Annotated in this window: 15 protein-coding genes; all 15 read left to right on the top strand. The window is 42.6% G+C overall.

Annotated features, from left to right (window positions below; genetic code table 11):
* Positions 1-22: 22 nt before the first annotated feature.
* The 15 genes from EZ437_RS01875 to EZ437_RS01805 all read left to right on the top strand — a co-directional run bounded on the left by EZ437_RS01875 (position 23) and on the right by EZ437_RS01805 (position 25628).
* Positions 23-835 (top strand): DUF4843 domain-containing protein, encoded by an 813-nt coding sequence (locus tag EZ437_RS01875; RefSeq protein WP_131592687.1) that lies wholly within the window; start codon positions 23-25, stop codon positions 833-835.
* Positions 836-845: 10 nt separating this feature from the next.
* Positions 846-2267, top strand: coding sequence for a PKD-like family lipoprotein (locus EZ437_RS01870; protein WP_165500322.1), 1422 nt, complete (start codon positions 846-848; stop codon positions 2265-2267).
* Positions 2268-2274: 7 nt separating this feature from the next.
* Positions 2275-3411 carry a TlpA disulfide reductase family protein gene (locus tag EZ437_RS01865; RefSeq protein WP_131592683.1) on the top strand — a complete coding sequence of 379 codons (1137 nt, stop codon included), beginning with the start codon at positions 2275-2277 and terminating at the stop codon, positions 3409-3411.
* Positions 3412-3658: 247 nt separating this feature from the next.
* Positions 3659-5005: a TolC family protein gene (locus tag EZ437_RS01860; RefSeq protein WP_131592681.1), complete on the top strand. Its 1347-nt coding sequence runs from the start codon at positions 3659-3661 to the stop codon at positions 5003-5005.
* Between the two features lie 38 nt (positions 5006-5043).
* On the top strand, positions 5044-6141 hold the full coding sequence (locus tag EZ437_RS01855) for an efflux RND transporter periplasmic adaptor subunit (protein WP_131592679.1): 1098 nt from the start codon (positions 5044-5046) through the stop codon (positions 6139-6141).
* A 29-nt stretch (positions 6142-6170) separates the two neighbouring features.
* Complete coding sequence (locus EZ437_RS01850) at positions 6171-9578, top strand: efflux RND transporter permease subunit (RefSeq protein ID WP_131592677.1); 3408 nt, start codon at positions 6171-6173, stop codon at positions 9576-9578.
* Positions 9579-10063: 485 nt separating this feature from the next.
* Positions 10064-11683 (top strand): gliding motility protein RemB, encoded by a 1620-nt coding sequence (locus EZ437_RS01845; RefSeq protein WP_131592675.1) that lies wholly within the window; start codon positions 10064-10066, stop codon positions 11681-11683.
* A 310-nt stretch (positions 11684-11993) separates the two neighbouring features.
* Complete coding sequence (locus tag EZ437_RS01840; protein WP_131592673.1) at positions 11994-13199, top strand: ROK family protein; 1206 nt, start codon at positions 11994-11996, stop codon at positions 13197-13199.
* A 52-nt stretch (positions 13200-13251) separates the two neighbouring features.
* On the top strand, positions 13252-16596 hold the full coding sequence (locus EZ437_RS01835) for a SusC/RagA family TonB-linked outer membrane protein (RefSeq protein ID WP_205942627.1): 3345 nt from the start codon (positions 13252-13254) through the stop codon (positions 16594-16596).
* A gap of 29 nt (positions 16597-16625) precedes the next feature.
* Entirely contained in the window at positions 16626-18338 is a 1713-nt protein-coding gene (locus tag EZ437_RS01830) for a SusD/RagB family nutrient-binding outer membrane lipoprotein (RefSeq protein WP_131592671.1), read from the top strand.
* 66 nt (positions 18339-18404) lie between these two features.
* Positions 18405-18980, top strand: a complete 576-nt coding sequence (locus EZ437_RS01825; protein ID WP_131592669.1) for a redoxin domain-containing protein — start codon at positions 18405-18407, stop codon at positions 18978-18980.
* Between the two features lie 13 nt (positions 18981-18993).
* The gene (locus tag EZ437_RS01820) at positions 18994-20304 is read left to right on the top strand and encodes a monooxygenase (protein WP_205942626.1); all 1311 of its coding nucleotides are present in this window, start codon (positions 18994-18996) and stop codon (positions 20302-20304) included.
* A gap of 7 nt (positions 20305-20311) precedes the next feature.
* A complete protein-coding gene (locus EZ437_RS01815; protein WP_131592665.1) occupies positions 20312-21739 on the top strand; it encodes an alpha-L-fucosidase in 1428 nt (475 codons plus the stop codon).
* A 119-nt stretch (positions 21740-21858) separates the two neighbouring features.
* Positions 21859-22995 (top strand): GDP-mannose 4,6-dehydratase, encoded by a 1137-nt coding sequence (gmd, locus tag EZ437_RS01810; RefSeq protein WP_131592663.1) that lies wholly within the window; start codon positions 21859-21861, stop codon positions 22993-22995.
* A 26-nt stretch (positions 22996-23021) separates the two neighbouring features.
* Positions 23022-25628, top strand: a complete 2607-nt coding sequence (locus tag EZ437_RS01805; RefSeq protein WP_131592661.1) for an SLBB domain-containing protein — start codon at positions 23022-23024, stop codon at positions 25626-25628.
* Positions 25629-25637: the final 9 nt, after the last annotated feature.

Raw genomic sequence — 25637 nt, 5'->3', positions numbered from 1 at the left:
ATTGATAACGATAAAGAAATTTATGAAACCATATATTATCATAATACTCGCAGTTCTCTGTGCCTCTTCTTGCAAGAAGGCAGAAGAAAAGCTTTTTGATCATGCAGCCAATGTCTACTTTGACATCCATAACGGGGATAAAGACAGCATTCTGAGAACATTTGCTTACACCCCAACGCTCCCGCAAGACACGGTATGGTTGCCGGTACGTCTCGCTGGTATCAGGACGGAAGAAAACAGGACTTTTACAGCCCGGGTGGAGACAGATTCCTCATCAGCGGTAGCAGGCCAGCATTATGAAGCACTAAAACCAAGTTACTCCATAGCGGCCGGCAAAGGACTAGGCTATATTCCTTTGGTGATCTACAACAAAGACAAAGCACTGGAGAATCAATCTGTTTCTGTGATCATCAAACTGACAGGGACGCCGGAGCTAGGAATAGAAAATCCCTATCTGATCAGGGCAAAAGTGGTTTTTTCTGCTAAGTTGGAAAAACCAGACTGGTGGGATTTCTGGCCATTGCCTCCATATTCGAGAACTAAGCATGAACTTTTCTTCCTCGTGACAGGGCAACAGTCGATGACAAGAGAGGGGTTGGATGCACCCAAGAATTTGTATTACGTGGGACTGCTAAATACCATGCTCGGCAATCCATTCAACTGGGTAACGAAAAACCCGCTAAAAAAATATGTGATAGAAGCGGTGACAGCAGGAAGTACAGATCAGTATTATTTCTATAATACGGATAATCCTGCTAAGAAGACCCTAATGAAAAAAAATGTACAGAATGGTAAATATTACTTTATAGATGAAAACGGAAATGAAGTCATTTAATAAGATAAACATGGATATTAGAAAATTGATCTGCCTGTTGGCGGTGATGGTATTTTCACTTTCTGCCTGCCATAAAGATTTGGGTGATTACGACATCAATATGCCTACAGAGCCAGAGGTTACTACTTTAGACTCGGTGTATACAGCGGTTGTTGGCGATAGCTTGATCATAGATCCGGGAATTAAGGCCCCAGCAGGAGCCGAGATTGAGCTGTCCTGGAAAATCAGTGTGATGATCGGCAACGACGTAACGTATACGGGTCCCAAAATGAAAATTATATTCGGCCTTGCCGCGCAGCGTTACAATGCCAGGCTTACCATCCACAATAAAACAAATGGGATGAAGTATTACCATAAGTTTACTGTAAGCGGAGCCACGGATTTCGAATCGGGAACTACCGTATTGAGTGTTGAGGATGGTGTTACACAGTTTTCGTTCATTAAGCGAGATGGCACGATGCAGGCACGATTGTATAAGGCAATGCAGGGAAAGGATCTGCCGGTAGACCCGCGCTACCTGTTTTTACTCAGAAATAAGCAATCTGGAGGAGTATTGCTGGGGTATTGGATCATTACCAAAAACGGCGGTGTAAGACTGGAGCCTAATACCATGGCGCCACATGATAGATATCCTAATACATTCAGCGAAAACTTTTTCACCGCACCGGATGATCTCGAAATCGGGTCGTTAATGGAACATGAACAAGGCGTTATGATGGGTGTTATAAATGGGAAGTTTTATGGTGGAACCACCAGTACGTGGGATCAGGCCGGTACCTATGGCATGTTTGGACTGCCTGCAGATGGTGACTACGAGCTGGCGCCATCATTTACTATGGCTGTAACTGGCCCAGGCACCTATTTTATTGGATTCGACCGCAACCGGAAGCAGTTTGTAAGGATAAACCTGTATGGTGCACCTATGTATTTCGGTACGCAATATTCAGTAGAGGGAGCCAGCATATTCGACCCGATGAATGTAGGGATGGACCTGGTGAAAATTGTACAGTTAAATAATGCTGATTGCTATGCTTACGTTAAGGGTCCTGAGGGAAAGCTCTATGAACTCAAATTTAATGTAAACTTTACCGGGCCGTTTACTTTCCGTTCTCAGCAGAAACGTGAATTTATCCGTCCTGACCTTGTCACCGCTGATACCAAATGGCAAGGGGCCAAAAATGGGGTGATCTATATCGCATCAGGATCAAAAGTAGTGCGTTACAATCCTGTTAATGAGGAAATAAGAGAGTTGGCTACCAATTTCGGTGGTAAACCGATCACCATGCTCAAGCTTTCTGAGGACGAAGAGACGTTGATGGTGGGCACAGAAAACACTATTTGGATCACCAATATTACTACCGGGGCAAATGGATCATTGATCAGAAAGATCGAAGGCATTCCTGGCAACCCTGTAGACGTAGAAAATAGATAACAATAAAATGAGAACAAAAATATTAATACTGGCAGCAATGCTGCCGCTTTTTGCAGCGGCCCAAAACCCTAATTTTACCATCACCGGTAAAATTGGAAACCTGAACAAACCGGCAAAGATTTACCTGGACTACAGCTCTGATGGCGTAGGAAAGTCGGATTCCTGTGAGTTGGTAGATGGCACATTTAAATTTACCGGACATATTGAGAACATTGCTTCCGGACGCATAACCCTCTCACGGGAAGGTATACGGGATAAGGAGATTTATGGCGCAGGTGGCCTAGGTGATGTGATCTATCCAAGTTTTGGGAAAGAAAATATCCGGATCAATTCGGCTGATTCTTTATTCAATGCTAAATGGACAAATTCAAAAGTATATGACGAATCGATCGCCTTTATTAAGGCTGTAGGCCCGCCTGTGATGACCATACATCACCATGCCAATGCCGCATTGACCCGGGCGACTCCTGAGCAGAAGGCCGATACCCTCTTTTTTAAGGCTCTGGATAAAAAGGTGACTGAGATGCAGGCTTCCAGGAGGAAAAAAATAGTAGAATTTGCCCTTGCAAACCCGAACTCTTATTTTGCTATGTATAGTCTGTCTGAAGCTAATTATGGTGCAAAGTCAGAAGTGATCCTATCCGTATTTAATAAAATGAGTGAGGCACTTCGTCTTTCTTATAACGGACAAAGTTTGTACAAGATGCTGAGTGCGGACAAGGTAACCGCTTTGGGTGCTACTGCTCCAAACTTTACGCAAAAGGATGTGGATGGAAAGTCAGTTTCCCTTAGTGATTACAAAGGTAAATATGTATTGGTTGAGTTTTGGGCAAGCTGGTGTGCGCCTTGTCGCGCTGAGAGCCCAAATCTGCTAAAACAATATGCTGCCTATAAGGACAAAGGATTTGAGATTCTTGGGGTTTCTGTAGATAGCGACAAGGCCAAATGGCTGGAAGCGATCAAGAAAGACGGCCTTACCTGGACCCAGGTTTCTGACCTGAAGGGATGGGAAAGTGATGCAAGAAAGGTGTACGGTATTTCAGGTGTTCCGGCAAACTTTTTAGTAAGTCCGGATGGGAAAATTGTGGGTGCTCATTTGACCGGCGAAAAATTGAATAAAAAACTGGCAGAATTGCTCGACTAAAAACGAATTATTGATTAATACCTCTCTGTTACAGGCGTCTAATTTAGACGCCTGTTTTTTTTTCTGATTTTTTTGTCACAATTCTACCCTTTCTTTGTCTCATATGCACCCACTTGGTGTTAATAAATGGGTATATATTTGAGCTGACACCACAATATTATTTAGTCATAACTAATTTTAGTGTTTTTGGCGGTAAAAAATAATTAACTTCGAATAGAGACAAGGCATTTACAAAGTAAAATTATATATGAAGAATAAAATCCATTTCATAATCTTGCTGCTATTTATGGCCCATACTATGGCCAGGGCCCAGACAGCTGATTCCCAAAGCAACAGTTTTAGCCTGAAACAGGCAATTGATTATGCACTCGCACATCAGTCAAATGTATTGAATGCCGGAATTGATGAAGAGATCGCTAAAAATACAGTCAGGCAGACTGTAGGCATAGGGTTGCCACAGGTTTCTACCAATTTTAACTTTCAGGACTATCTCAAAGTACCTACCAGCTTGTTGCCGGGAGAGGTTTTTGGTCAGCCGGGAACACAGATACCTGTCCAGTTTGGTGTAAAGTACAATTCCTCGGTTGGGATAGAACTCAACCAGCTGATATTTGACGGCAGCTATATTGTAGGGCTTCAGGCATCGAAAACATATAAGGAATTGTCTGTAAGAAACAGTACCCGTACCAGAATTGAAACGGTTGTTGCGGTTACAAAAGCCTATTATTCAGCATTGGTTAGTACTGAGCAACTGGGTCTTATTGATGCAAATTTATCTCAATTGACTAAATCAATAAATGATACTGAGGCATTGTTTAAAAATGGTTTTGCGGAGAAAATTGATGTAGACAGGTTGCAGGTCTTAAAAAATAACCTTGAAACGGAGCGTGAAAATGTAACTAGGCTATTGGTAGTCAATGTAGACTTGCTGAAATTTCAGATGGGTATGCCGATACAGGCAGGCCTTGAACTTACAGACAAAATCAGTGATGTACGCTCAGAATCTGTTCAGGTACAGGTAATAGACAGTGCTGCATATAGAAACCGGATTGAATATTCACTTTTAGAGACCCAGAGAAAATTGGATGAGCTAGATTTCAAAAGGTATAAAAGCCAGTTTTTGCCTACATTAAAAGGTTTTGCAAGTGCCAATAAGAGTTTTCAATCTAATGATTTTACAGATCTATATAGCCGGAATTTTCCGACTTCAGTAATTGGGCTTACGTTTTCCTGGAATTTAATCAATGGCGGGCAGAGGATTTACCAGATGCGCAATGCAAAGCTGGCCATTATGAAGACTGATAACAATCTTTTCAATCTTAAAAACGGGATTGCCCAGGAGATCTCTGTTAGTCAGAAAATGTATGCAAACAGTCTGCGTTCGGTCGAAAACCAGGAGCGGAATTTGGGTCTTGCCAGGGAGATCCTGCGGGTCACCCGCATTAAATACGAACAAGGCGTTGGTTCTAGCATTGAAGTCACTACTGCCGAAACTTCCTTAAAAGAGGCCCAGAACAACTATATCAAAGCGCTTTATGATTTGCTGATCAATAAAGTAAATCTGCAGCAAGCAACCGGACAAATAAATTATTAGTAAGCCATTAAAGCTTTAAATCAAATAAATCATTTACAATGAAAGCAATATACGCCATCGCCCTCATTATGTTTCTGGCTTCCTGCGGTTCAGATCAGCCGAAAGACAAAAAAACAGAACTCGAGCAATTAAAAAAGCAAAGAACGGAGTTGAATGCAAAAATAGACAAGTTGCAGGCCGAGCTTGGAAAAGAACAAAGTACCGTGGAAGCAAAAGATGTAACCGCAACCACCGTGAATGAAACTGTGTTCAGGAATTTTCTTGAAGTGCAGGGCAAGGTTGACGCAGAAGATAATGTTGAAATCACACCTGAAGTTCCCGGTTCGGTGACCGCTATCTTCGTAAAGGTAGGCCAGCAGGTTAGCAAAGGCCAGGTGATTGCGCGACTGGATGACAAAGTGCTGAGTCAGAGCGTAGCCCAGCTGCAGACGCAGCTTGAGCTGGCTGAGACTGTGTTTGCCCGTCAGAAAAATCTTTGGGACCAGAAAATCGGGACAGAGGTTCAATACCTTACGGCGAAAAGTCAGAAGGAAGGACTGCAAAGGCAATTATCCGGACTGCAGTCGCAGGCAGCTATGAGCAAAATTAAAAGCCCCGTTTCCGGAACGGTGGATGCGATGGATTTAAAAGTAGGACAGTCGGTAGCTCCCGGACAGCCTACCGGTATTAGAATAGTCAATGCCAGCAAACTAAAAGTAATTGCACTAGTAGCAGAAACTTATGCAGGAAGGGTTAATCAGGGCGATGACGTAGAGGTATCGCTGCCTGATGCGCAGGATAGTTTGCAAGCTAAAATTTCCTTTGCCGCCAAAGTAATCGATCCGGTATCCAGAGGCTTTAATGTGGAAGTAAAACTGCCATCAAATAAACGCTTCAGACCAAATATGGTTGCGGTATTGAAGATAGTTGACTACAAGAATGACAAAGCTTTAATTGTTCCTGTGAATAGTATCCAAAGATCAGAAACCAGTGAATATGTTTTTGTAGCCAGCAATGGCAAGGCTAAAAGGACCAATATCAAAACAGGTAAAGTATCAGATGGTAAGGCCGAAGTATTGTCTGGTCTTAAAGCCGGAGATCAGGTGATCACAGCAGGTTTTCAGGATCTTAATGATGGCGATGCCGTAAAACTATAAAATGTTACTCACGATTATTATATCATCATATGAAGGATGTAAGTAAAGAATTTGGCCCGTCCAGTTGGGCTATAGACAACAGAACAGCGATCTATGTATTTACCTGTATACTGATCCTTGCCGGCTATTTTTCCTATCAGGGTCTGCCAAAAGAGAATTTTCCGGAGGTAGTCATTCCTAAAATATTTGTTCAGACGGTGTATCCGGGTACCTCGCCTGCCAATATGGAAAACCTGGTAACAAAACAACTGGAAAAAGAAATTCGGGGTACGCTTGGGTTAAAGAAGATTACCTCAAACTCTTTTCAGGACTTTTCTTTCATTACAGCGGAATTTAATACAGGAATAGATATCAAAGATGCAAAACAACGCATTAAAGATGCTGTTGATAAAGCAAAAACAGACCTTCCAACAGATCTGCCTGACGATCCGGTAATTATGGATATCAACCTTTCTGATATACCGATCATGTTTATCAACATATCGGGAGATTATGACCTGAAAAAGCTAAAGGAATATGCTGAAGATATTGAAGACAAAGTAGAAGGCTTAAAGGAAATTGCTGGGGTGGATATTGTAGGTGCCCTGGAGCCTGAAATTCAGATCAATGTAGACCTGCGTAAAATGGAAGCCGCTCTGCTGTCGTTCAACGATATATCTATGGCTGTTGGGAAAGAAAATAAGACCATTTCCGGGGGGTCTGTGAAAATGGATGGTATGCTGAGAACCTTAAATGTTAAAAAGGAATTTAAAGACGCAGAAGAGCTTGGCAATCTGCTCCTTAAAACGCCCACTGGAGGTTCAGTGTATTTAAAAGACATCGCTGAAGTTAAGAATTCCTTTAAAGAACAAAACAGCTATGCAAGGCTTTATGGCAAGAATGTAATCACGCTAAATGTCAGGAAACGCAGTGGCGAAAACCTGATCGAAGCATCAGATAAGATCAATGCCATGCTAAAGGATATGCAGGGTACGATCCTTCCAAAAAAACTGAATATAGCCATTACAGGCGACCAGTCCAATCAAACTCGGATCACCCTACATGATTTAATCAATACCATCATTATTGGCTTTATTCTGGTAACCATTATTCTGATGTTTTTTATGGGGGTTACCAATGCATTGTTTGTTGCATTGTCAGTCCCGCTCTCTATGTTCATAGCCTTCCTGTCCATGCCGGTACTTGGAGGGGTCTTCGACTTCAATTTTACCATGAACATGATGGTACTGTTCTCCTTCCTGCTTGGATTGGGAATTGTAGTAGATGATGCTATAGTTGTGGTTGAAAATACCCACCGTATTTTTGACAATGGCAAAGTACCTATTGTAAAGGCTGCTAAAACAGCTACCGGGGAAGTGTTTCTGCCTGTACTTTCCGGTACACTGACTACGCTGGCACCGTTCTTCCCTTTGCTGTTCTGGCCAGGAATTATCGGTGAGTTTATGTATTTCCTTCCGGTTACCTTAATTGTGACATTATCAGCATCGCTCGTGGTGGCCTATATTATCAATCCTGTTTTTGCAGTTGATTTTATGAAGCCGCATGTAGAGCATGAAAATGAAAAGCCTGGCTTCACTAGGCCTGTAAAGCGTACTTTATTGATCATGGCAGGTGTGGCATTGCTTGGCTACCTGATCAATATTGGCATCGGAAATTTTGTGGTGCTGATGGCCTTGCTATATCTGTTAAACCATTTTGTCCTGACAGGAGTAATCAAGAAATTCCAAAATGTGGGTTGGCCAAAAGTAATTAATAAATATAATACCTTACTTAACTGGGCCCTTAAACGCCCGCGCACCATGATCATGAGTACCGTAGGCCTGTTTATTTTTACCCTGGTCCTTGTGTCATTTATACCGCCAAAGATTGTGTTCTTCCCAACTGCAGATCCAAACTTTGTATACGTTTACATTGAATTGCCTGTAGGTACTGATCAGGCCTTTACCAACAAAGTTGTGGAAAAGGTGGAAAAGAATGTAGAAAAGGTAGTTGGCCGTAACAATCCGGATGTTTCCTCCATTATTTCAAATGTTACTGTAGGGGTTACAGATCCTCAGGGAGAAGACCAGGGAGAGTATACCAACAGGGGTAAAGTCACGGTTGCTTTCGTTAGCTATGGCCTAAGGACCGGAGAAAGAACTTTTACCTATCTGGACAGAATCCGCGAGGCAGTAAAGGGTATTCCGGGAGCTAAAATTACCGTTGCGCAGGAGCAGGGAGGGCCACCAACGGCCAAACCCATTAGTATTGAGATCACAGGTGATGACCTTGATTCAATTGCACTCACATCAGACAAGTTGAAAAAATATCTGGACAGCCGTCAGATAGCCGGGGTAGAGGAACTTAAATCGGACTTCCAGAACAATAAGCCTGAAATTATATTTGACATCGACCGTGAGCGTGCTAACCGCGAAGGAATAGCTACCCAGGATGTTGGGTATTCATTGCGCGCAGCATTGTATGGCTTTGAGGTTTCAAAATACAGGGATGTAAATGAAGATTATGAGATCAATGTACGTGCTAAAGAAGACCAGCGCAATAACATCGAAGCTTTAAGGAACATGAAAGTAACCTACCGGGATATGGCGATGAATGGCATCATCAGGCAGGTTCCCATTTCAGCTTTTGCAAAAATTGATTATATAAATACCTACGGAGGTATCAAGCGTAAGCAGCAAAAACGTATCATTATCCTTTCTTCCAATGTGTTGTCGGAGTACAACCCTAACGAAGTCGTTGCCAGCATTCAGAATGAGATCAATGAATTTAAAGCACCTGCCGGCGTGGAAATAAAAATGGCAGGTGAACAGGAAGAGCAGATGGAAACTGCAGCTTTTCTGGGTACAGCACTAATCAGTGCATTGTTCATTATTCTGATCATCCTGGTGTTGCAATTTAACTCCATTAGTAAACCGCTCTTGATTCTTAGTGAAATTATGTTCAGCATAATAGGGGTTTTACTTGGAGTTACTATTTTCGGTATGGAGCTATCCATTGTGATGACCGGTCTGGGAATTATTGCACTTGCAGGGATAGTGATCCGCAATGGTATCCTGCTGGTGGAATTTGCAGAATTGATGGTAGCCCAGGGAATGCCAGTCAGAGAAGCTATAATAGAGGCTGGACGTACTCGTATGACACCCGTATTGTTGACAGCTACCGCTACCATGCTGGGGCTTGTTCCGCTGGCTGTTGGTTTAAATTTGGATTTCGTGACGCTGTTTACGGAGTTCAATCCTCACCTTTATTTTGGTGGCGATAATGTAGCGTTTTGGGGTCCATTGTCCTGGACAATGATCTTTGGGTTAAGTTTTGCGACATTCCTGACGCTGATCCTTGTTCCATGCATGTACATCGTTGCAGACAGCAATTCAAAAAAAATAAAAAAAGCATTGTCTGGCAAGCCGGTTCCGGCTGACCCAATAGATCAAGTATAAAACCGCCTAATTTTAATAAAAAGGCGACAAAGGCCTTAACCTTGTGGGGTTAAGGCCTTTGTTCTATGTAGAGGTTGAACGTTATTTTACAGCTTAAACAACCATCAGGACTTTTTTTTCGTAATTACAGGTAACAATTGGCAATATTATTGATATAGATAAAACCACTACCTAAACTAAATGAGCTATCAAGATTACAAGTGTCAGAAATGTCACACTGATTTCCACTATCAGGTGCCCCGGGGGTTTATTTTAAAAAATATACTGGGATTCCTTCCAATTAGAATTTATTGGTGTCCTAAATGTACCACTAACAGGTATGTTTGGGTAAATAGAAAAGGAGCAAGGACCAGTAATTATAATTGACCGGGTATTCCGGGATTTTTTCTTTTATGCTATCTTTTTCTTAGCTTGTCCCTGTTATTGCAGCCAATTCCGAATCTGGAAGCAAAAAGCACTTTTAAGAGAATGATAAACACAATAGAATGAAAAAAATACTTTTTACGCTCCTCAGCACGGTTTGTTTTTTAATTTCAAATGCACAGCAAACACCTAACCAACAGATCCCACTTTCCTATCAATTTTATCAAAAGCTGAATAAGTCTGTTTATGATGTAAATACACGTCATCATAGCGCTATAAAGGCTTACTTCGCCGATGATTCCCTGCTTAGAAAAAGATATGATAGTCTCATGAATGCAGGTGTAGATTCTACGGGCGAGCGGAGCTGGGCACGGAGAAAGTTAACCCAGGAACATTTGCTTAATTTCAATTCGGATGATTATCAGATATATGCAGATTTTCTTCCTGATTTTATGGCTGGAGTAGAAACAGGTAATTCTACGGATACCTGGCTTAACACAAGAGGTTTTCAGGTAGGTGGAAATGTTGGGAGTAAGTTTTCCTTTTATACCAGTGGGTATGAAAACCAGGGCAAGTTTGCGAACTATTATACTTATTTTGTAGACAGCAATCAGGTAGTTCCGGGACAGTCGGGAGGGGATAAGTTATCCGGATCAGTTAAAGACTGGGCTTATGTAACTGCATTGGTTTCTTATACGCCAAATAAATTCTTAAATCTTGCCCTGGGTTATGATAAAAATTTCATCGGAGATGGATACAGGTCTATGCTGCTTTCAGACAATGCTGCAAATTATTCTTTTGTTCGTTTACGGGCTAGTTTGGGAAACGTTCAATACCAAACCATCATTGCTTATATGCTTGATCCGGGAGCGCCGAGACTTGGCCCCGGGCGTGAATTTGGCTCCCGTGGAAAATGGGCTGCTATCCATTACCTTGATTGGAATATTACCAATCGTTTTTCTGCCGGATTTTTTCAGGCAGTAACATGGGCAGATGCCCAACCTCAGGGGAAAAGAGGCTTTGATTTCAATTATATTCATCCCTTTGTTTTCCTCAGACCACTGGAATCGGGAAATACACTTTCCCCTGACAAAATGAGGCTTGGTTTGAATTTAAAATATGAGGTTTTCAACAATACGGCCTTGTATGGCCAATTTATGCTGGATGAATTTACAGCCAGAGAGTTCTTTGCCGGAAATGGTTATTGGGGTAACAAATGGGCGCTGCAGGTAGGTCTTAAAGGTTCAGATCTGTTAAATGTTAAAAATTTGAATTACCTGGCTGAATTTAATACCGCCCGGCCATATACCTATTCACATTTCAACCGAGTATCAAATTATGCCCATTATAACCAGGCATTGGCCCATCCATTCGGTGCCAATTTCCGGGAGGTGCTTGGTATCCTCAATTATTCTTATAAGCGTTTTGATGTTCAGGGACAATTACTTTACGCTCAGTACGGGCTGGATGAAGGTGGGTTTAACTATGGTAAAAATATTTTTAAAAGTTATGATTACGGTATCCCGGATACTTTTGGAAACAGGATCGGACAGGGAGTGGGTACAGATCTTTTTTATGGTGAGATAAAAGTAGCGTATTTGTTAAATCCGAAATATAATCTCAGAGTGGAGTTTGGCAGCATACTGCGCCAGGAAAAGCTAGACAACGGTTATCAATACAATAGCAATTGGTTTACCATAGGACTACGTAGTAGTTTCAGGAATTTGTATACCGATTTTTAGGGCTACAATTTTTAATTTTTTATTCGCTGTTTTTTCATTTAGCTTCTATAAAGCTGGACAAAGGCCTTATTGTACGCTATGTAATTGTCTAATTGGTCAGTTCAATACGGATCGTAGACTACTTTTTTTCGGATAATCCGCCATTCACGACAGAAAAATTGTTAATTCAATCAACGAGATATTTTTTGCTAAAACCTTTTTTCTCTGCCAAAACAGAGATTTGATAGCTATTATATTTTTAAGAACATCTTCATTAATAAATTTTTTACTAAGATTGTTTGATTAAATATTTTTTTTGCTATGTTTGGGTATGCAAGCCAAACCACTAACCGCCACATTAAAAAAGTATCACCAGCTTAGGAGGGATGTGATCAAGTATCTTTATTTCCACAAATCACTTACCATTACCGAGTTGAGTAAGTTGATACATAAAAGCGTTCCAATTGTAACAAGCGCTGTGATGGATCTTATTGCAGAAGGTTATGTACTGGAGTCTGCGCTTTCAAAGTCAACCGGTGGTCGCAGGGCCGTCATGTATCTGATCAATCCTGCTAAAAAGAGGTTCCTGGTATCCGTAGCAATGGATCAATTGGTCACAAGAGTCGTGATTTACGACCTGCTAAACAATGTCCGCCAGGGATCAGCAAGTCTTTCCTTCACCCTTACCGAAAATCCAGAAGACATTGAGATTTTAATTAAATTTTTGAAGGGCTACCTGCAACAATCCAATATCCCTGTGGAGGAAATTTTAGGGATCGGTATCGGTATGCCGGGCTTTATTAATACTAAGCAAGGCATAAACTACACTTTCTTTAAATTAAAAAACAACGGTAGTCTAAGAAATCACTTAAGTAAGGAACTTGGCTTGCCTGTATTTATTGATAACGATTCAAGCTTGACCGCGCTTGCAGAACTTAGGTTTGGTGCCGGGCAAAACCTGAAAGAAGTGTTGGTAGTAAATGTGGGTTGGGGTAGTGGGCTTGGGATGATCATCAATGGCAGTCTTTTCCGTGGCCATAGCGGTTTTGCAGGAGAGTTTAGCCACATCCCGCTGTCACAAACCAATAAGCTGTGTTCTTGTGGTAAACGAGGTTGCTTAGAAGTCGATACTTCCCTGCTGGTATTAGTAGAGCGTGCGGAAAAGGAAATTGCAAATGGGGTCAGTTCCAGACTGGAGGCTCTTTTTAAAGACAAGTCAAAATTACCTGGTGATCATTTTTTGGTTGCAGCGAGGGACGGCGACCCTTTGGCGGTGTCTATTCTGTCAGAAGCCGCATTTCTTATAGGAAAAGGAATTGCCACGCTGATTCACATCATGAACCCCGAACTAATTGTCGTTGCAGGACGTGGGGCAATTGCCGGGAAAATTTTGATGGCCCCGATACAGCAGGCCATGAATGAATTTTGTATCAGCAGGATTGCAGATCAGACAACTATTGTAGTTTCTGACCTTGCAGATACCGCTGAACTGCTGGGTGCTGCGATCTTAATAGTAGAGAATTGTCAGTTTAACTAAAAGCATTTTATAATACCCTAATCATATAATTACTAATCTTAAACTAATCAAAATGAAACAAATTTACTTAAGGTGTCTCTGGATGATGGTGTTGATGTTATCTGCAACATTGTCCTTTGCACAAAAGTCTTTTACGGGTAGTGTGAAAGACGAAAGAGGACAGGCCTTGCCTGGCGCTACTGTACTGGAGGTAGGAAGCAGTAATGGTACAGCTACCAATAGTGCAGGTCAATTTACACTTACACTTGGAGCACAGAGTGTGATCAGGGTTTCCCTGATTGGTTTCGTTGCTCAGGAAATCACCATTGGTGACAAGACGACAGTAAGTGTGGTGTTGAAAGAGGATGATCAAACCTTAAATGAAGTAGTCGTAACTACAGGTTTCGGGGTAAGACAGCAGACCAGAAAATTAAGTTATTCTATTCAAGAGGTTAAAGGAGACGATTTGGTTAGAGCCAATGAACCAAACATTGTGAACGCACTGAACGGTAAAGTGGCCGGTGTGGTGATCAATCAAGGTGCTGGCGGTCCGCAGTCCTCGTCAAGGATCAGGATTCGTGGTAACTCTTCATTGAGTCCAAACACTCAGCCATTGGTAGTCATCGATGGTGTATTGATACAGCCTGGTGTGACAGGAGCAGATTCTTATGGAAACAGTCCTGAGGATTTTGGTAACATTATGAAAAACCTGAATGCTGATGATTATGAAAGCGTTACTGTTTTAAAAGGTGCCGCAGCAAGTTCACTATACGGCTCCAGAGCTCAGAATGGGGTGCTTTTAATCACCTCTAAAAAAGGTAGGGCAAATCAGGGATTAGGTATTTCCTTCTCTCATACTCAGACAGTTGAGGAAGCTTACCGTGTTTTTGACGTGCAGAACGTTTTCGGTGCAGGTATCAACCCAACTTTCGCGAATGATGCGAATGGTGTGCCTCAAGTAGACGCAGCCAACTATTTCTGGGGCTTCGGACCTAAATTTGATGGCAGTGAGGTGAAAGACATCGACGGTAGAATGATTAAATGGGATGCTAAACCGGATAACCTTTTAGATATTTTTGATACAGGCATCTACAATACTTCTAATCTTGCGTTCCAGGGAGCAAATGACGATGGAAATTTCAGGTTGTCATATACCCGTTTCGGAAGCAAAGGTATTTTGCCAAATAACCAGTTCAACAGGGATGCAGTTGACTTCAGGGGCTCTCATAAACTGGGTAAACTATTCAATGTAGAGGCTGGGGTAAATTATACAGTGGGAAGCGCGAAGAATCCAATGAGACAAGGCGGAAATTCAAGTCCATTATTTGCCTTTGTCTATGGTAATCCAAGAAACTACGATACGCAGTACTGGAAAAACAATTATAGGGACGAAAGTAACGGTGGTGCAAAACAAGGTGACGCTGATCCATACGGTCTTTCTTCATTCTGGTTTGACCTGTACAATCAGAACAACAGGCAAAAAGAAAACAATTTCCGTGGAAACATTGAAGTTACCAGCAATATCACTCCGTGGTTAAATGCAATGGTTCGTGGAACATTAAACCAGGTAAACATCAATTCTGAAACCAGAAACATAGGTTCTGGTGTCAACTTCACAGGCGGTGAGTATGCATTAGGACAAATTGACCAACGTAGCACCAGGTTACAATTCTTGCTGAACGCAAGCAATAAAATTAGTGAGGACTTCGATTACAACTTTAGTTTAGGAGGTGAGAAGCTAACAGATTTCGGCAGAAGAGGTACCAGATCAAGAACTGATGGTGGACTAAAAGATCCGGGAAGATTTTATCTAGGCAACTCCGCGAATCCATTTGTCACTGATATCACTTTAGATGGAAGCATCAGAACTGATGCAGTATATGCATTCGGTGATATCAGCTATAGAAACTTCTTGACTTTAAATGCAAGTTTACGTAATGACCGTTCTTCTACGCTGACATATCCTGACGGACACGGAGACTATTCATACCTTTATCCATCTGTTGGATTGTCTTTCGTCTTCTCGGAACTGGTTAAAGACAATGCTGCACTTGGATTCTTATCCTATGGTAAATTGAGGGCTAACTATGGTCATACAGGTTTGGGTACAAATCCTTACGAAACCAGCCGTGGTAAATATGGCTTCCTGGGAATCTATACAGATGTTGCATCTAGTGGTACCGGGACTGTTCAGACGCCGCGTTACGGTTATCCTGAGTACATCAAAGGAAATGATAATTTAAAAAATGAGTTGACAAAGGAGTTCGAGATCGGTACAGAAATGAGATTCTTTAATGACAGATTTGGAATTGATTTTACCTTTTACAAAAAGAACTCATACAACCAGATTATCGGTCTTGAAGTTCCAAGAGAGAGTGGTGTAGAAAGACAATTGGTAAATGCAGGTAATATCCAAAATCAAGGGGTAGAGCTCTTGCTTAATGCGACTCCTGTGAAATCCACAAATTTCGAATGGAATGCTTCTGTGAACTTCGCAAGAAACAGGAACAAAGTTGTAAAGCTATTCCCTGGAGTAACTGCATTAACATTGGCAAACGCATTTGGAGCTGATATGGCTTCTGTTGCTATTGAAGGTGAAGACTACGGAACAATTTACACGGGATATGGATTTGCCAGCTATCAGGCAAAAGACGCTAATGGAAATAATATTGATGATCCAAGAAACGGTCAGAAATTGCTGAAAGCAAATGGTAGTTACTGGAGGAATGGTGATGCAGGTCAGGGCAATAAAAAGCTGGGTACGATGATGGAGAAATTCACTGCCAGTACCATCAATAACTTGCGTTACAAAGACTTTAACCTGAATTTCCAGATTGATGCTAAGGTTGGCGGTTTAATGACTTCTGCATCGCACCAGTATGGATCGAACTACGGTGCATTCGAAAGCACCCTGTTTGGTCGTTCTGCTGAGTACGGTGGTGTGGAGAGAAAAACTTTCAATGCACAGGGCGCTGTTACTGGTACTTTCAATGACGGTATAATGCCTGAAGGAATTTTTGCTGATGGAACAATCATCAACAACGTGAATGTTGGCGGCAAAACTTTCGCAGATGCAGTTGCTCAAGGGTTAATCCAGCCAGTTAGCGCACGTATCCACTATGCACGTTTGACGCAGTGGGCTACAGGTATCCGGGAATACTCTACATTTGAAAACAATTGGGTTGCCTTGAGAGAAGTTTCAGTTGGCTATACACTCCCTAAAAAATATGCTGAAAAAATTAGCTTCAACAGGCTGAGCATTGGTTTGACAGCAAGAAATTTAACGTACATCTATAATGGATTGCCAGATCACATCCACCCGGAGTCTTTGTTCTCTAACGCACCGGGCGCGTTTGCTGAGTATGGTGGCGCGCCATATACACGTACCTTTGCCTTATCAATTAAAGGTAGTTTATAGAAACAAGTTTAATAGTTAAAAAAAACAACATGAAAACAACATATAGAGTATTGATGGGTTTGGCGGTTTTTGGATGCATCACAATGTCTTCTTGTAAAAAAGAAAAGTTTGTCGAGCTCAACACAAACCCCCAGATCTTAGATAAAATTACCCCAGAACAGCAGTTTTTCAATGCTTCCATTCGTCTCATGGATGATCGCGAAGAGTGGTATTATGACAACCTGCGCGGTATAATGCCCTGGATGCAAATGTCTACCCCTTTAAACGGAAACGGCGTTGGATTTGTCAGTGAATCCGGTAGCTTAAGAAATAAACGTTACACAATGTTCTATCCAGGTATAGGTGCATCTCTAACTGATATCGAGCAACTCGTTTCGGGAATGTCTGAAGAAGAGCAGGCGAAGAGAGTTCACCAGATTGCTATCTCAAGAATAGTCAGAGCGTACTACGCATTTTACGTTTCCGATATCAATGGCAGCCTCGCTTATTCCGAAGCTTTCCAAGGCAAATACGGAGGTACATTTACCCCAAAATACGATACTCAGGAACAATTATTTGATATTGTAGATAACGAAATCAAAATGGCTGCGTCACAACTGGCGGCAGCACCCGCAGTTCCTCAAACTTCATACGGAACTTCAGATATGTTTTTTGGAGGATCAGCTGTTAAATGGGTTAAAACTGCAAACGCAATACGTATGCGTATTGCTATGCGTCTGATGAAGAGGAACCCTACTAAAATGGCTACACGCATTCAGGAAGTTTTGGCCAATGGTGCGACTAACCTGATGGCTGACAACACTGATAGCTGGATATTTGAAGGTGCCAATACATTTGCGTTGGGTGGTGACTGGTCTGCACTTAATTTAAGGGCGCCGAGGCCGGTAGTTGATTTCATGTACACCAATTCAGATCCGAGGATCAGGTTCTTTTATCAACCTAACCTTTTCTCACAGGATAATTTCAATTTAGCAAAAGCACAGGGTAAAATTCCGGCAAGTGCGGTGTATGATGCAAGACGTTATTATGGGGTGGCAACCAGCCCTGATGCTGCTGCAGCTGCTGATTTCGCAAAGTTTTTCAATAGCGTATCGATTACTCCTGCCACTGGTGGTACCCTGGCATTAGATACATTATCTAATCTTCAACCACGTTTATTTGCAGCAGGTGAAAACGGTGGAACAGGTGTTAATTTTTTCCCTTTAGTAACTTATGCTGACTATTGCTTCATGAGAGCAGAACTGGCAGCAAAGACCTTAACGGCCGACAATGCTAAAGAATGGTATGATAAAGGTATCACTGCTTCCATCCAACAGTATGATGACATGGCAAACAGGGCTAAGATTGTTGATAGAAACAATAATGATAATTATGTGCCTGCAACTGCTACAGAGATCAATGCATACCTGACGAAACCTGGAGTGGCTTACAATGCTGCAAAAGGCGTTGAAATGATCGCATGCCAGGCCTACCTGCATTTCTTCAAGCAGCCGAACGAAGCATGGGCGATATACAAACGCACTGGTTTCCCTAACAGCACCAGCGTATTACAACTAGAAAAATTGATTGCGCAAGGGACAGAACAAGCGATTCCTAGAAGGGCTTCATTGCCTTTTCCTAACGTAACCAACCTAAATTATGAGAATATCATTACTGCTTATGACGATATGAAAAAGGCAGATCCAGATTGGGGTACCAGTCCAAGTGATATTTTTGGACGCGTATGGTGGGATAAAAAATAATCAGTAAATTTACTGTATTAAGGGTGCCTTGTTTAAGGCACCCTTAATTTTTAATAGGATTTTTGTATGGGTAAATCTTTCCAACTTATTTGTTTAATCCTTTGCCTTAGCTTAGGGGCACATGCGCAGGGCAGCGGCATTTCCTGGAAAAAAATAAGCCAAATCTCTTTGAAAGACCTCAGTGGTAAAACTGTGCAGATAAACGGACAGAAACCCACAGTTTTTATAATGTTCTCACCCGAATGTCCATTGTGCCGGAACTATGTACCAGTGCTTACAGATTTACAAAAGTCACATCCTGAAATCGCATTTTATGCCGTCTTCCCGGGAAAAGCCTATGCAGTGGACGAACTAAAACGCTTCCACAAAGATTATAAGCCTGGGTTCACCCTATTGCTTGACCAGGATAAAAAGTTGAGCCGTCACCTTGGAGCAACGACCACCCCGGAATCGATATTTATCAACGAGCTGGGCATAGTTGTCTACAGAGGGCTTATTGACAACTGGCCATCAAGTCTGGGCCAAAAGCGAAAAGTAATTACAGATAAATATCTGGCGAGCGCCATCCTGCAATCCGGGTTAAATCGGCCTGTGATTACTAAACAGACCAAACCAGTCGGTTGCCTGATCAATGATCTATAAAACATATGCTTCTATGAGACGAACTCTGATCCTATTATCACTGATCCTGCTGTATGTACAGGCTATCGCACAGAAAGTCACTTTTCACAAAGATATCGCACCAATCATTTACAGTAAATGCACTCCTTGTCACCGCCCCGGCGAAGCTGGCCCGTTTTCGCTGATCACCTATCAGGATGTTGCCAAGCGTGCCTCCTTCATTAAAAAAGTTGTGAGTTCAGGATATATGCCGCCATGGAAGCCCGACAACACCTACCGGAGTTTCCATAATGAGCGTTCCCTGACAGCAGCACAAAAACAATTGATTCTCAAATGGGTGGATAATAAAGTGCCTGAAGGAAAAAAGAAGTCTAAAGACCCCGAATTCACTTTTGTCGCTGGAACACAATATAGCCGCAAACCCGATACCTCACTTAAAATTGCAAAACCGTTCGCACTCAAGGGAGACAATTCCGAGCGTTTTATCGTCTATAAAATCCCCTTCGATTTTGGAAAAGAACAAAATGTAGAAGCGGTTGAATTTATCTCCAGCAATAAGCAGGTCGTGCACCATGCAAACTTTGCAGTGCATCCGGTTGATGCCGACATAGACATCATGCAGGGAGCAGAATTCGTTGACCTGAGTGGCACAGACCGTACCCAGTACGACCAGTACCTTCCGTTTAAAAAGCAGATGGACTACTATGGGGGCTGGATACCAGGCACTTCTTTCGAATCATACCCCAGGGATTTTGGATGGGTGATGCCCAAACGGGGGGTTATTCTGCTCACCATTCATTATGCCCCATCCGGAAAAGATCAGGAAGATTTTTCTGGCATCAATTTCTTTTTCACAAAAAATCCGGTAAAGCGAAAGGTTAGTGTTGTCAGTCTGGGTTCCGCCGGAGTCGGTGAACGAGCGATCGAGCCGTATTTCATGATCCCTGCCGATACCATGAAGTCTTTCGAGTTGAAAATCGTCACTCCTCAGGATCAGTCACTGCTATACGTATGGCCGCACATGCACCTATTGGGCAAAAAGTTCAAATCTTACGCAGTTACCCCGCAAAATGATACCATCCCGCTGGTTTACATTCCCGACTGGGACTTCAAATGGCAGGAAATATACCGTTATAAAAAGCTGGTAAAAGTGCCTAAAGGATCGGTGCTCACCATTGAAGCCTTATATGACAACACAAAAGAAAATCCAAACAACCCGACTAGTCCGCCAAGAATGGTTTTCTCGGCCAATGATATGAAGACTACAGATGAGATGATGACCCTATTGCTCGTGTTTCTCAACTATGAACCGGGTGATGAAAATCTAGAACTCGACTCCAAATAAATCCAGTATGAAAAGTATAATCGTTTCCCTCTTTGTTCTGCTGACCGCCGTGGCAGTGAGGGCCCAAGAAAATAACCTCCATGCCCAGTCCACCATTTACGAGTGGCCTTCAGATCCATTAGTGAGACAAAAGCTAGACAAATGGCAAGACCAGAAATTTGGTATGATCATTCATTGGGGGATTTACGCTGTGCCGGGCATTATAGAATCCTGGTCAATTTGCAATGAGGACTGGATTTCAAGAGACAGTACAGTAACTTATGAAGATTATAAAAAATGGTACTGGGACTTGAGCAAACAGTTCAATCCGGTTAATTTTGACCCCGAACAATGGGCACAAGCCGGCAAAGCAGCAGGTATGCGTTATCTGGTTTTCACCACCAAGCACCACGACGGCTTTGCCATGTTTGACACGAAAGAATCTGATTTTAGTATTGCGAAAGGTCCTTTTGCAACAAATCCCAGGGCAGATGTAGCGAAATACGTTTTTGATGCTTTCCGTAAGAAAGGTTTCATGATTGGGGCTTATTTTTCTAAACCGGACTGGCACTCCCAATATTACTGGTGGTCTAAATACGCCACTGCGGATAGGAACAATAACTACGACATTAGGAAAAATCCATGGCGCTGGAGCATGTTTAAACAGTATACTTTTAACCAGATCAGCGAACTGATGCACAATTATGGTTCCGTGGATATTCTTTGGTTAGATGGGGGCTGGGTAAGACCATTGTCTACAGTAAATGATGAAGTACGAGCTTGGGGAGCAGCCATTCCTGCATGGGATCAGGATATAGATATGACGAAAATTGCAGACATGGGCCGTAAGGCGCAACCAGGTCTGTTGGTGGTAGACAGAACAGTTCATGGTCCTTACGAAAATTACCAAACGCCAGAGCAGCGAGTTCCTGAGCATCAGCTGGCCAATCCCTGGGAAAGTTGCATGACCTTGGGTGGTGCATGGGGCTTTGTTCCTAACGACCAGTATAAATCTGCCCGTCAAGTCATTCACACATTAGCTGAAGTTGTAGCAAAAGGCGGGAGTCTGCTACTCGGGCTGGGTCCGCAGGCCGATGGTAAGATGCCGGTGGAAGTCGTTCGCCGAATGGAAGAGATCGGTAAATGGACTTCAAGAAATGGACAGGCTATATACAATACGCGAATCACCAGAGCGTACAAAGACACCAATACCTGGTTTACGCAAAGTAAGGACGGTAAGACCGTCTATGCAGTTTATTGTATTGAGGGCAACCAGGTCCCCAAATCGATAACCCTCCATGCAAATCTGCCTGGCAAAGGTTCAACAATCAAGTTATTGGAAACAGGTAAAACATTAAAGTGGAAGAACGTAGACAATGCAGTTGAGATTTTGCTTCCTCAAAATCTGCCATCAAGTCTGCCTGCACTTGCGCTGGCTATTCAAACAAAAAAATAACTTTCGCATCAATTTGTTCAACGGGATATATGCTCAATTCCGACTTCGCAATAAGTAGTTTAGCACAAACAAATAATTGCGTATGTTTGCCATTATAGTTGAAATAAAAAACAATTTACATGAAAGTTGCCTTAATAACAGGTGTTACGGGACAAGATGGTGCTTATTTAGCTGAGTTTTTGCTAAAAAAAGGCTATTTCGTTCATGGGCTAAAAAGACGCTCTTCATTATTCAATACGGAAAGAATTGATCATCTTTATCAGGATCAGCATGAGAATGGGGTTAATTTTAAGCTTCATTTTGGAGACCTAACAGATTCCACAAATTTGATAAGGATCATCCAGGAAACACAGCCGGATGAAATCTATAACCTGGCAGCGATGAGCCATGTGCATGTGAGTTTCGAAATGCCTGAATATACAGCCAACGCCGATGGTATTGGGACGCTTAGGCTTTTAGAAGCCATACGAATTCTGGGCCTTGAAAAAAAGACAAGGATTTACCAGGCATCGACTTCAGAGCTCTATGGATTGGTACAGGCAGTACCGCAGAGCGAAACAACTCCTTTTTATCCCCGTTCACCATATGCAGTTGCTAAAATGTATGCGTATTGGATTACAGTAAATTATCGCGAAGCTTACCAGATGTTTGCTTGTAATGGCATTTTGTTCAATCATGAAAGTCCATTAAGGGGAGAGACCTTTGTTACGCGCAAAATAACCAGGGCCGCTGCCAAAATAGCGCTAGGCTTACAAAATTGCTTGTACCTAGGCAATCTGTCAGCACAAAGAGACTGGGGGCATGCCAAGGATTATATCGAGGCCATGTGGCTCATCTTACAACAGGAGCAGGCAGAAGACTATGTAATTGCCACAGGAGTCACCACTACTGTGCGCGATTTTGTGAAAATGAGTTTCGCCGAGTTGGGAATTGAAGTAGAGTTCAGTGGCAAGGACCAATATGAACGTGGTGTGATCATTGATGTAGATCAGGAGGTAGTCGCAACGCTTGGCCTCAATGATGAATACCTGAAGCCAGGAACGGTAGTCGTGCAGGTGGATGAGAAATATTTCCGCCCTACAGAAGTTGACCTGTTACTTGGTGATCCTGCAAAGGCGAATACTAAACTAGGCTGGAAACCAAAATATGATCTGTCGGCCTTGGTAAAAGAAATGGTGCATTCAGATCTGCATTTGATGAAAAAAGATGAATATTTAAAACATGGCGGCTTCAATACACTGAACTATTTCGAATAAACTATTTCATATACCTACCTATACCTATGAAGTTAAAAAATATATTTACCGTTTTACTCTTCTTGTTTACCTTAGTTAGCAGCTATTCAGCATTCGCACAGACTAACTATTCGGATGTAAGGGTGGATGACCTTACCGATGCCCAGATCAGACAATTGATACAAAGGGCAGAGTCAATTGGCTATACTGACCTGCAACTTGAACAAATGGCTGCGGCCCAGGGCATGAAAGCCGCTGAGATCCAGAAACTTAGGATCAGGGTAGAAAAGATAAGGGCCCAGGAAGGTGGAGGTACCTCCGGTCAAACCCAGGGCAACCAGAAGCCTGGCGATCTGGACAGATCCAGGACGTATAAGAAGAATTCGGATGATACTACTAAAAACAACAGGACAATCCGAAACAACCAGATCCAAAAGAACAACACAGTAAAAAATAATAATACGAAAGTCCGGGAGGATGATCCTGAATACGATTCTGAAGAAAAGCTACTGGAGCGTTTTGATCTTTTTGAGGGATTAAAGCCTAAGATATTCGGAGCAGATCTATTTAAAAACGATAACCTGACGTTTGAGCCAAATCTTCGTATGGCCACCCCTAAGGGCTATATCGTTGGCCCTGACGATGAATTGTTAGTAGATATCAGTGGAGATAATGAGGCCAGTTATAAGCTTAAAGTAAGCCCCGACGGAACCATCCGCTTGCAATATGTAGGCAATGTATCGGTAGGCGGGCTGTCAATAGAACAGGCAACTTCAAAGATCCGAAATAGTATGGCCCCTACATATCCCGGACTACGGAGCGGCCGTACCAGCGTTGCTGTTACCCTTGGCAATATCAGGAGTATTAAGGTTACTGTAATCGGCGAAGTTGTTAAACCCGGCTCCTATACCGTCCCTTCTTTATATACGGTGTTCAATGTGTTGTATGATTCAGGGGGACCAAACGAGAACGGTTCATTCCGTAAAATACAGGTGATCAGAAATAACAAAGTGGTTTCCACTGTTGATGTATATGACTTCCTGTTAAATGGCATGCAGACCGGGAATATCCGCCTGCAGGATCAGGATGTTATCAATGTGCCCGTTTACCAGACCAGGGTAGAAATGAGCGGCGAAGTGAAGCGGCCAGCATTGTATGAGGTCTTAAATACAGAGTCATTGGAAGATGCCATCCGTTTTGCCGGAGGATTTTCCAACCAGGCCTATACCGCTCAGATCAAAGTATTACAGAACACAAACCGGGAACGTAAGATCACTGATGTAAAAGCGGATGATTTTATCAAATACAATCCTTTAAACGGGGATAAGTTCATGGTTGAAACTATTTTAGACCGTTTCGCAAATCGGGTAGAGATCATCGGTGCGGTATTCCGCCCTGGGCAGTATGAACTGGAGAATGGCCTGACTTTAAAGACCTTGATCAGCAAGGCCGATGGAATTACGGAAGATGCATTTTTAAACAGGGGGTACATATCCCGGTTAAATGCCGACAACAGCCTCTCGCTACTTTCATTTGATGTCTCAAAAGTATTGGCAGGAACTGAGTCTGACATTAAACTGCAAAGGGAAGATCAGGTCACCATTTCATCAATTTTTGACCTGAGGGAAGAATATGAAGTATCTATTCAGGGAGAGGTGCGCGAACCAGGAACATTTAAGTTTGCGGACAACATGAACCTGGAGGCCTTAATCCAGATGGCCGGCGGGTTTAAAGAAGGTGCCACACCAAACCGGATCGAAATATCCAGAAGAATCAAGAACAGTGATGCCACTTCTGCTTCTGCGTCAACAGCAGAGGTATTTACAGTTAATGTGGATCAGAACTTAAAAATACAGGACAATGCCTTCATCCTCAAGCCCTTCGATATTGTGTCGATCAGGAGTTCAGAGGGGTACCAGGTACAGCGGGAGGTGAAACTGGAAGGAGAAGTTTTGTATCCTGGCACTTATACCATTACCAGAAAAGACGAACGCATTTCCGACGTGATAAAAAGAGCAGGTGGCCTTACTCCATTGGCCTATCCGGAGGGTGCATCTTTAAAAAGACCCGGTCGCAATGACATCAACAATCCCGATAGCTTGCTAAAGAAAGAAGAAGAGCGGTATAAATTGCTCAACCTAAGAAGGCTTCAGCAGGACGGCGACGATGAAAAAGACGATAAAAGCGATAAAGATTCTGTAGAGAAAGACATCGAGATCCTTAGAAGCGATCTGGTTGGCATCAGCCTCCATCAGATCTTGAAGAAGCCACTTTCCCGTCAAGACCTAATCCTGGAAGATGGCGACATCATCCGGGTACCAAAAGAACTCCAGACGGTAAGTGTCACTGGCGAGGTACTAAAGCCAAACAGCATCATCTATGCAAAGGGGAGGAGTTTCAGGAATTACATTGATGGATCCGGAGGGTTCAGTTACAATGCCTATAAACGCGGGGCTTATATTGTCTATTCAAATGGGTCGGTAGCGGGTGCCAAGAAAGTATTGTTCTTCAACAGCTACCCTAAAGTGAAGCCTGGCGCAGAAATATTCGTACCTAAGAGAGCGGAACGCGAGCGTTTGAATGCACAGGCATGGATCGGAATCGGAACAGCCTTCGCATCTCTTGCGGCGATAGTGGTAACCTTAATCAGATAAACTTGAATC

Source organism: Pedobacter psychroterrae (assembly GCF_004331695.1).
Lineage (GTDB): Bacteria > Bacteroidota > Bacteroidia > Sphingobacteriales > Sphingobacteriaceae > Pedobacter > Pedobacter psychroterrae.
Note: the sequence above shows the minus strand (reverse complement) of the source record. Positions and strands in the feature narration are given on the sequence as shown.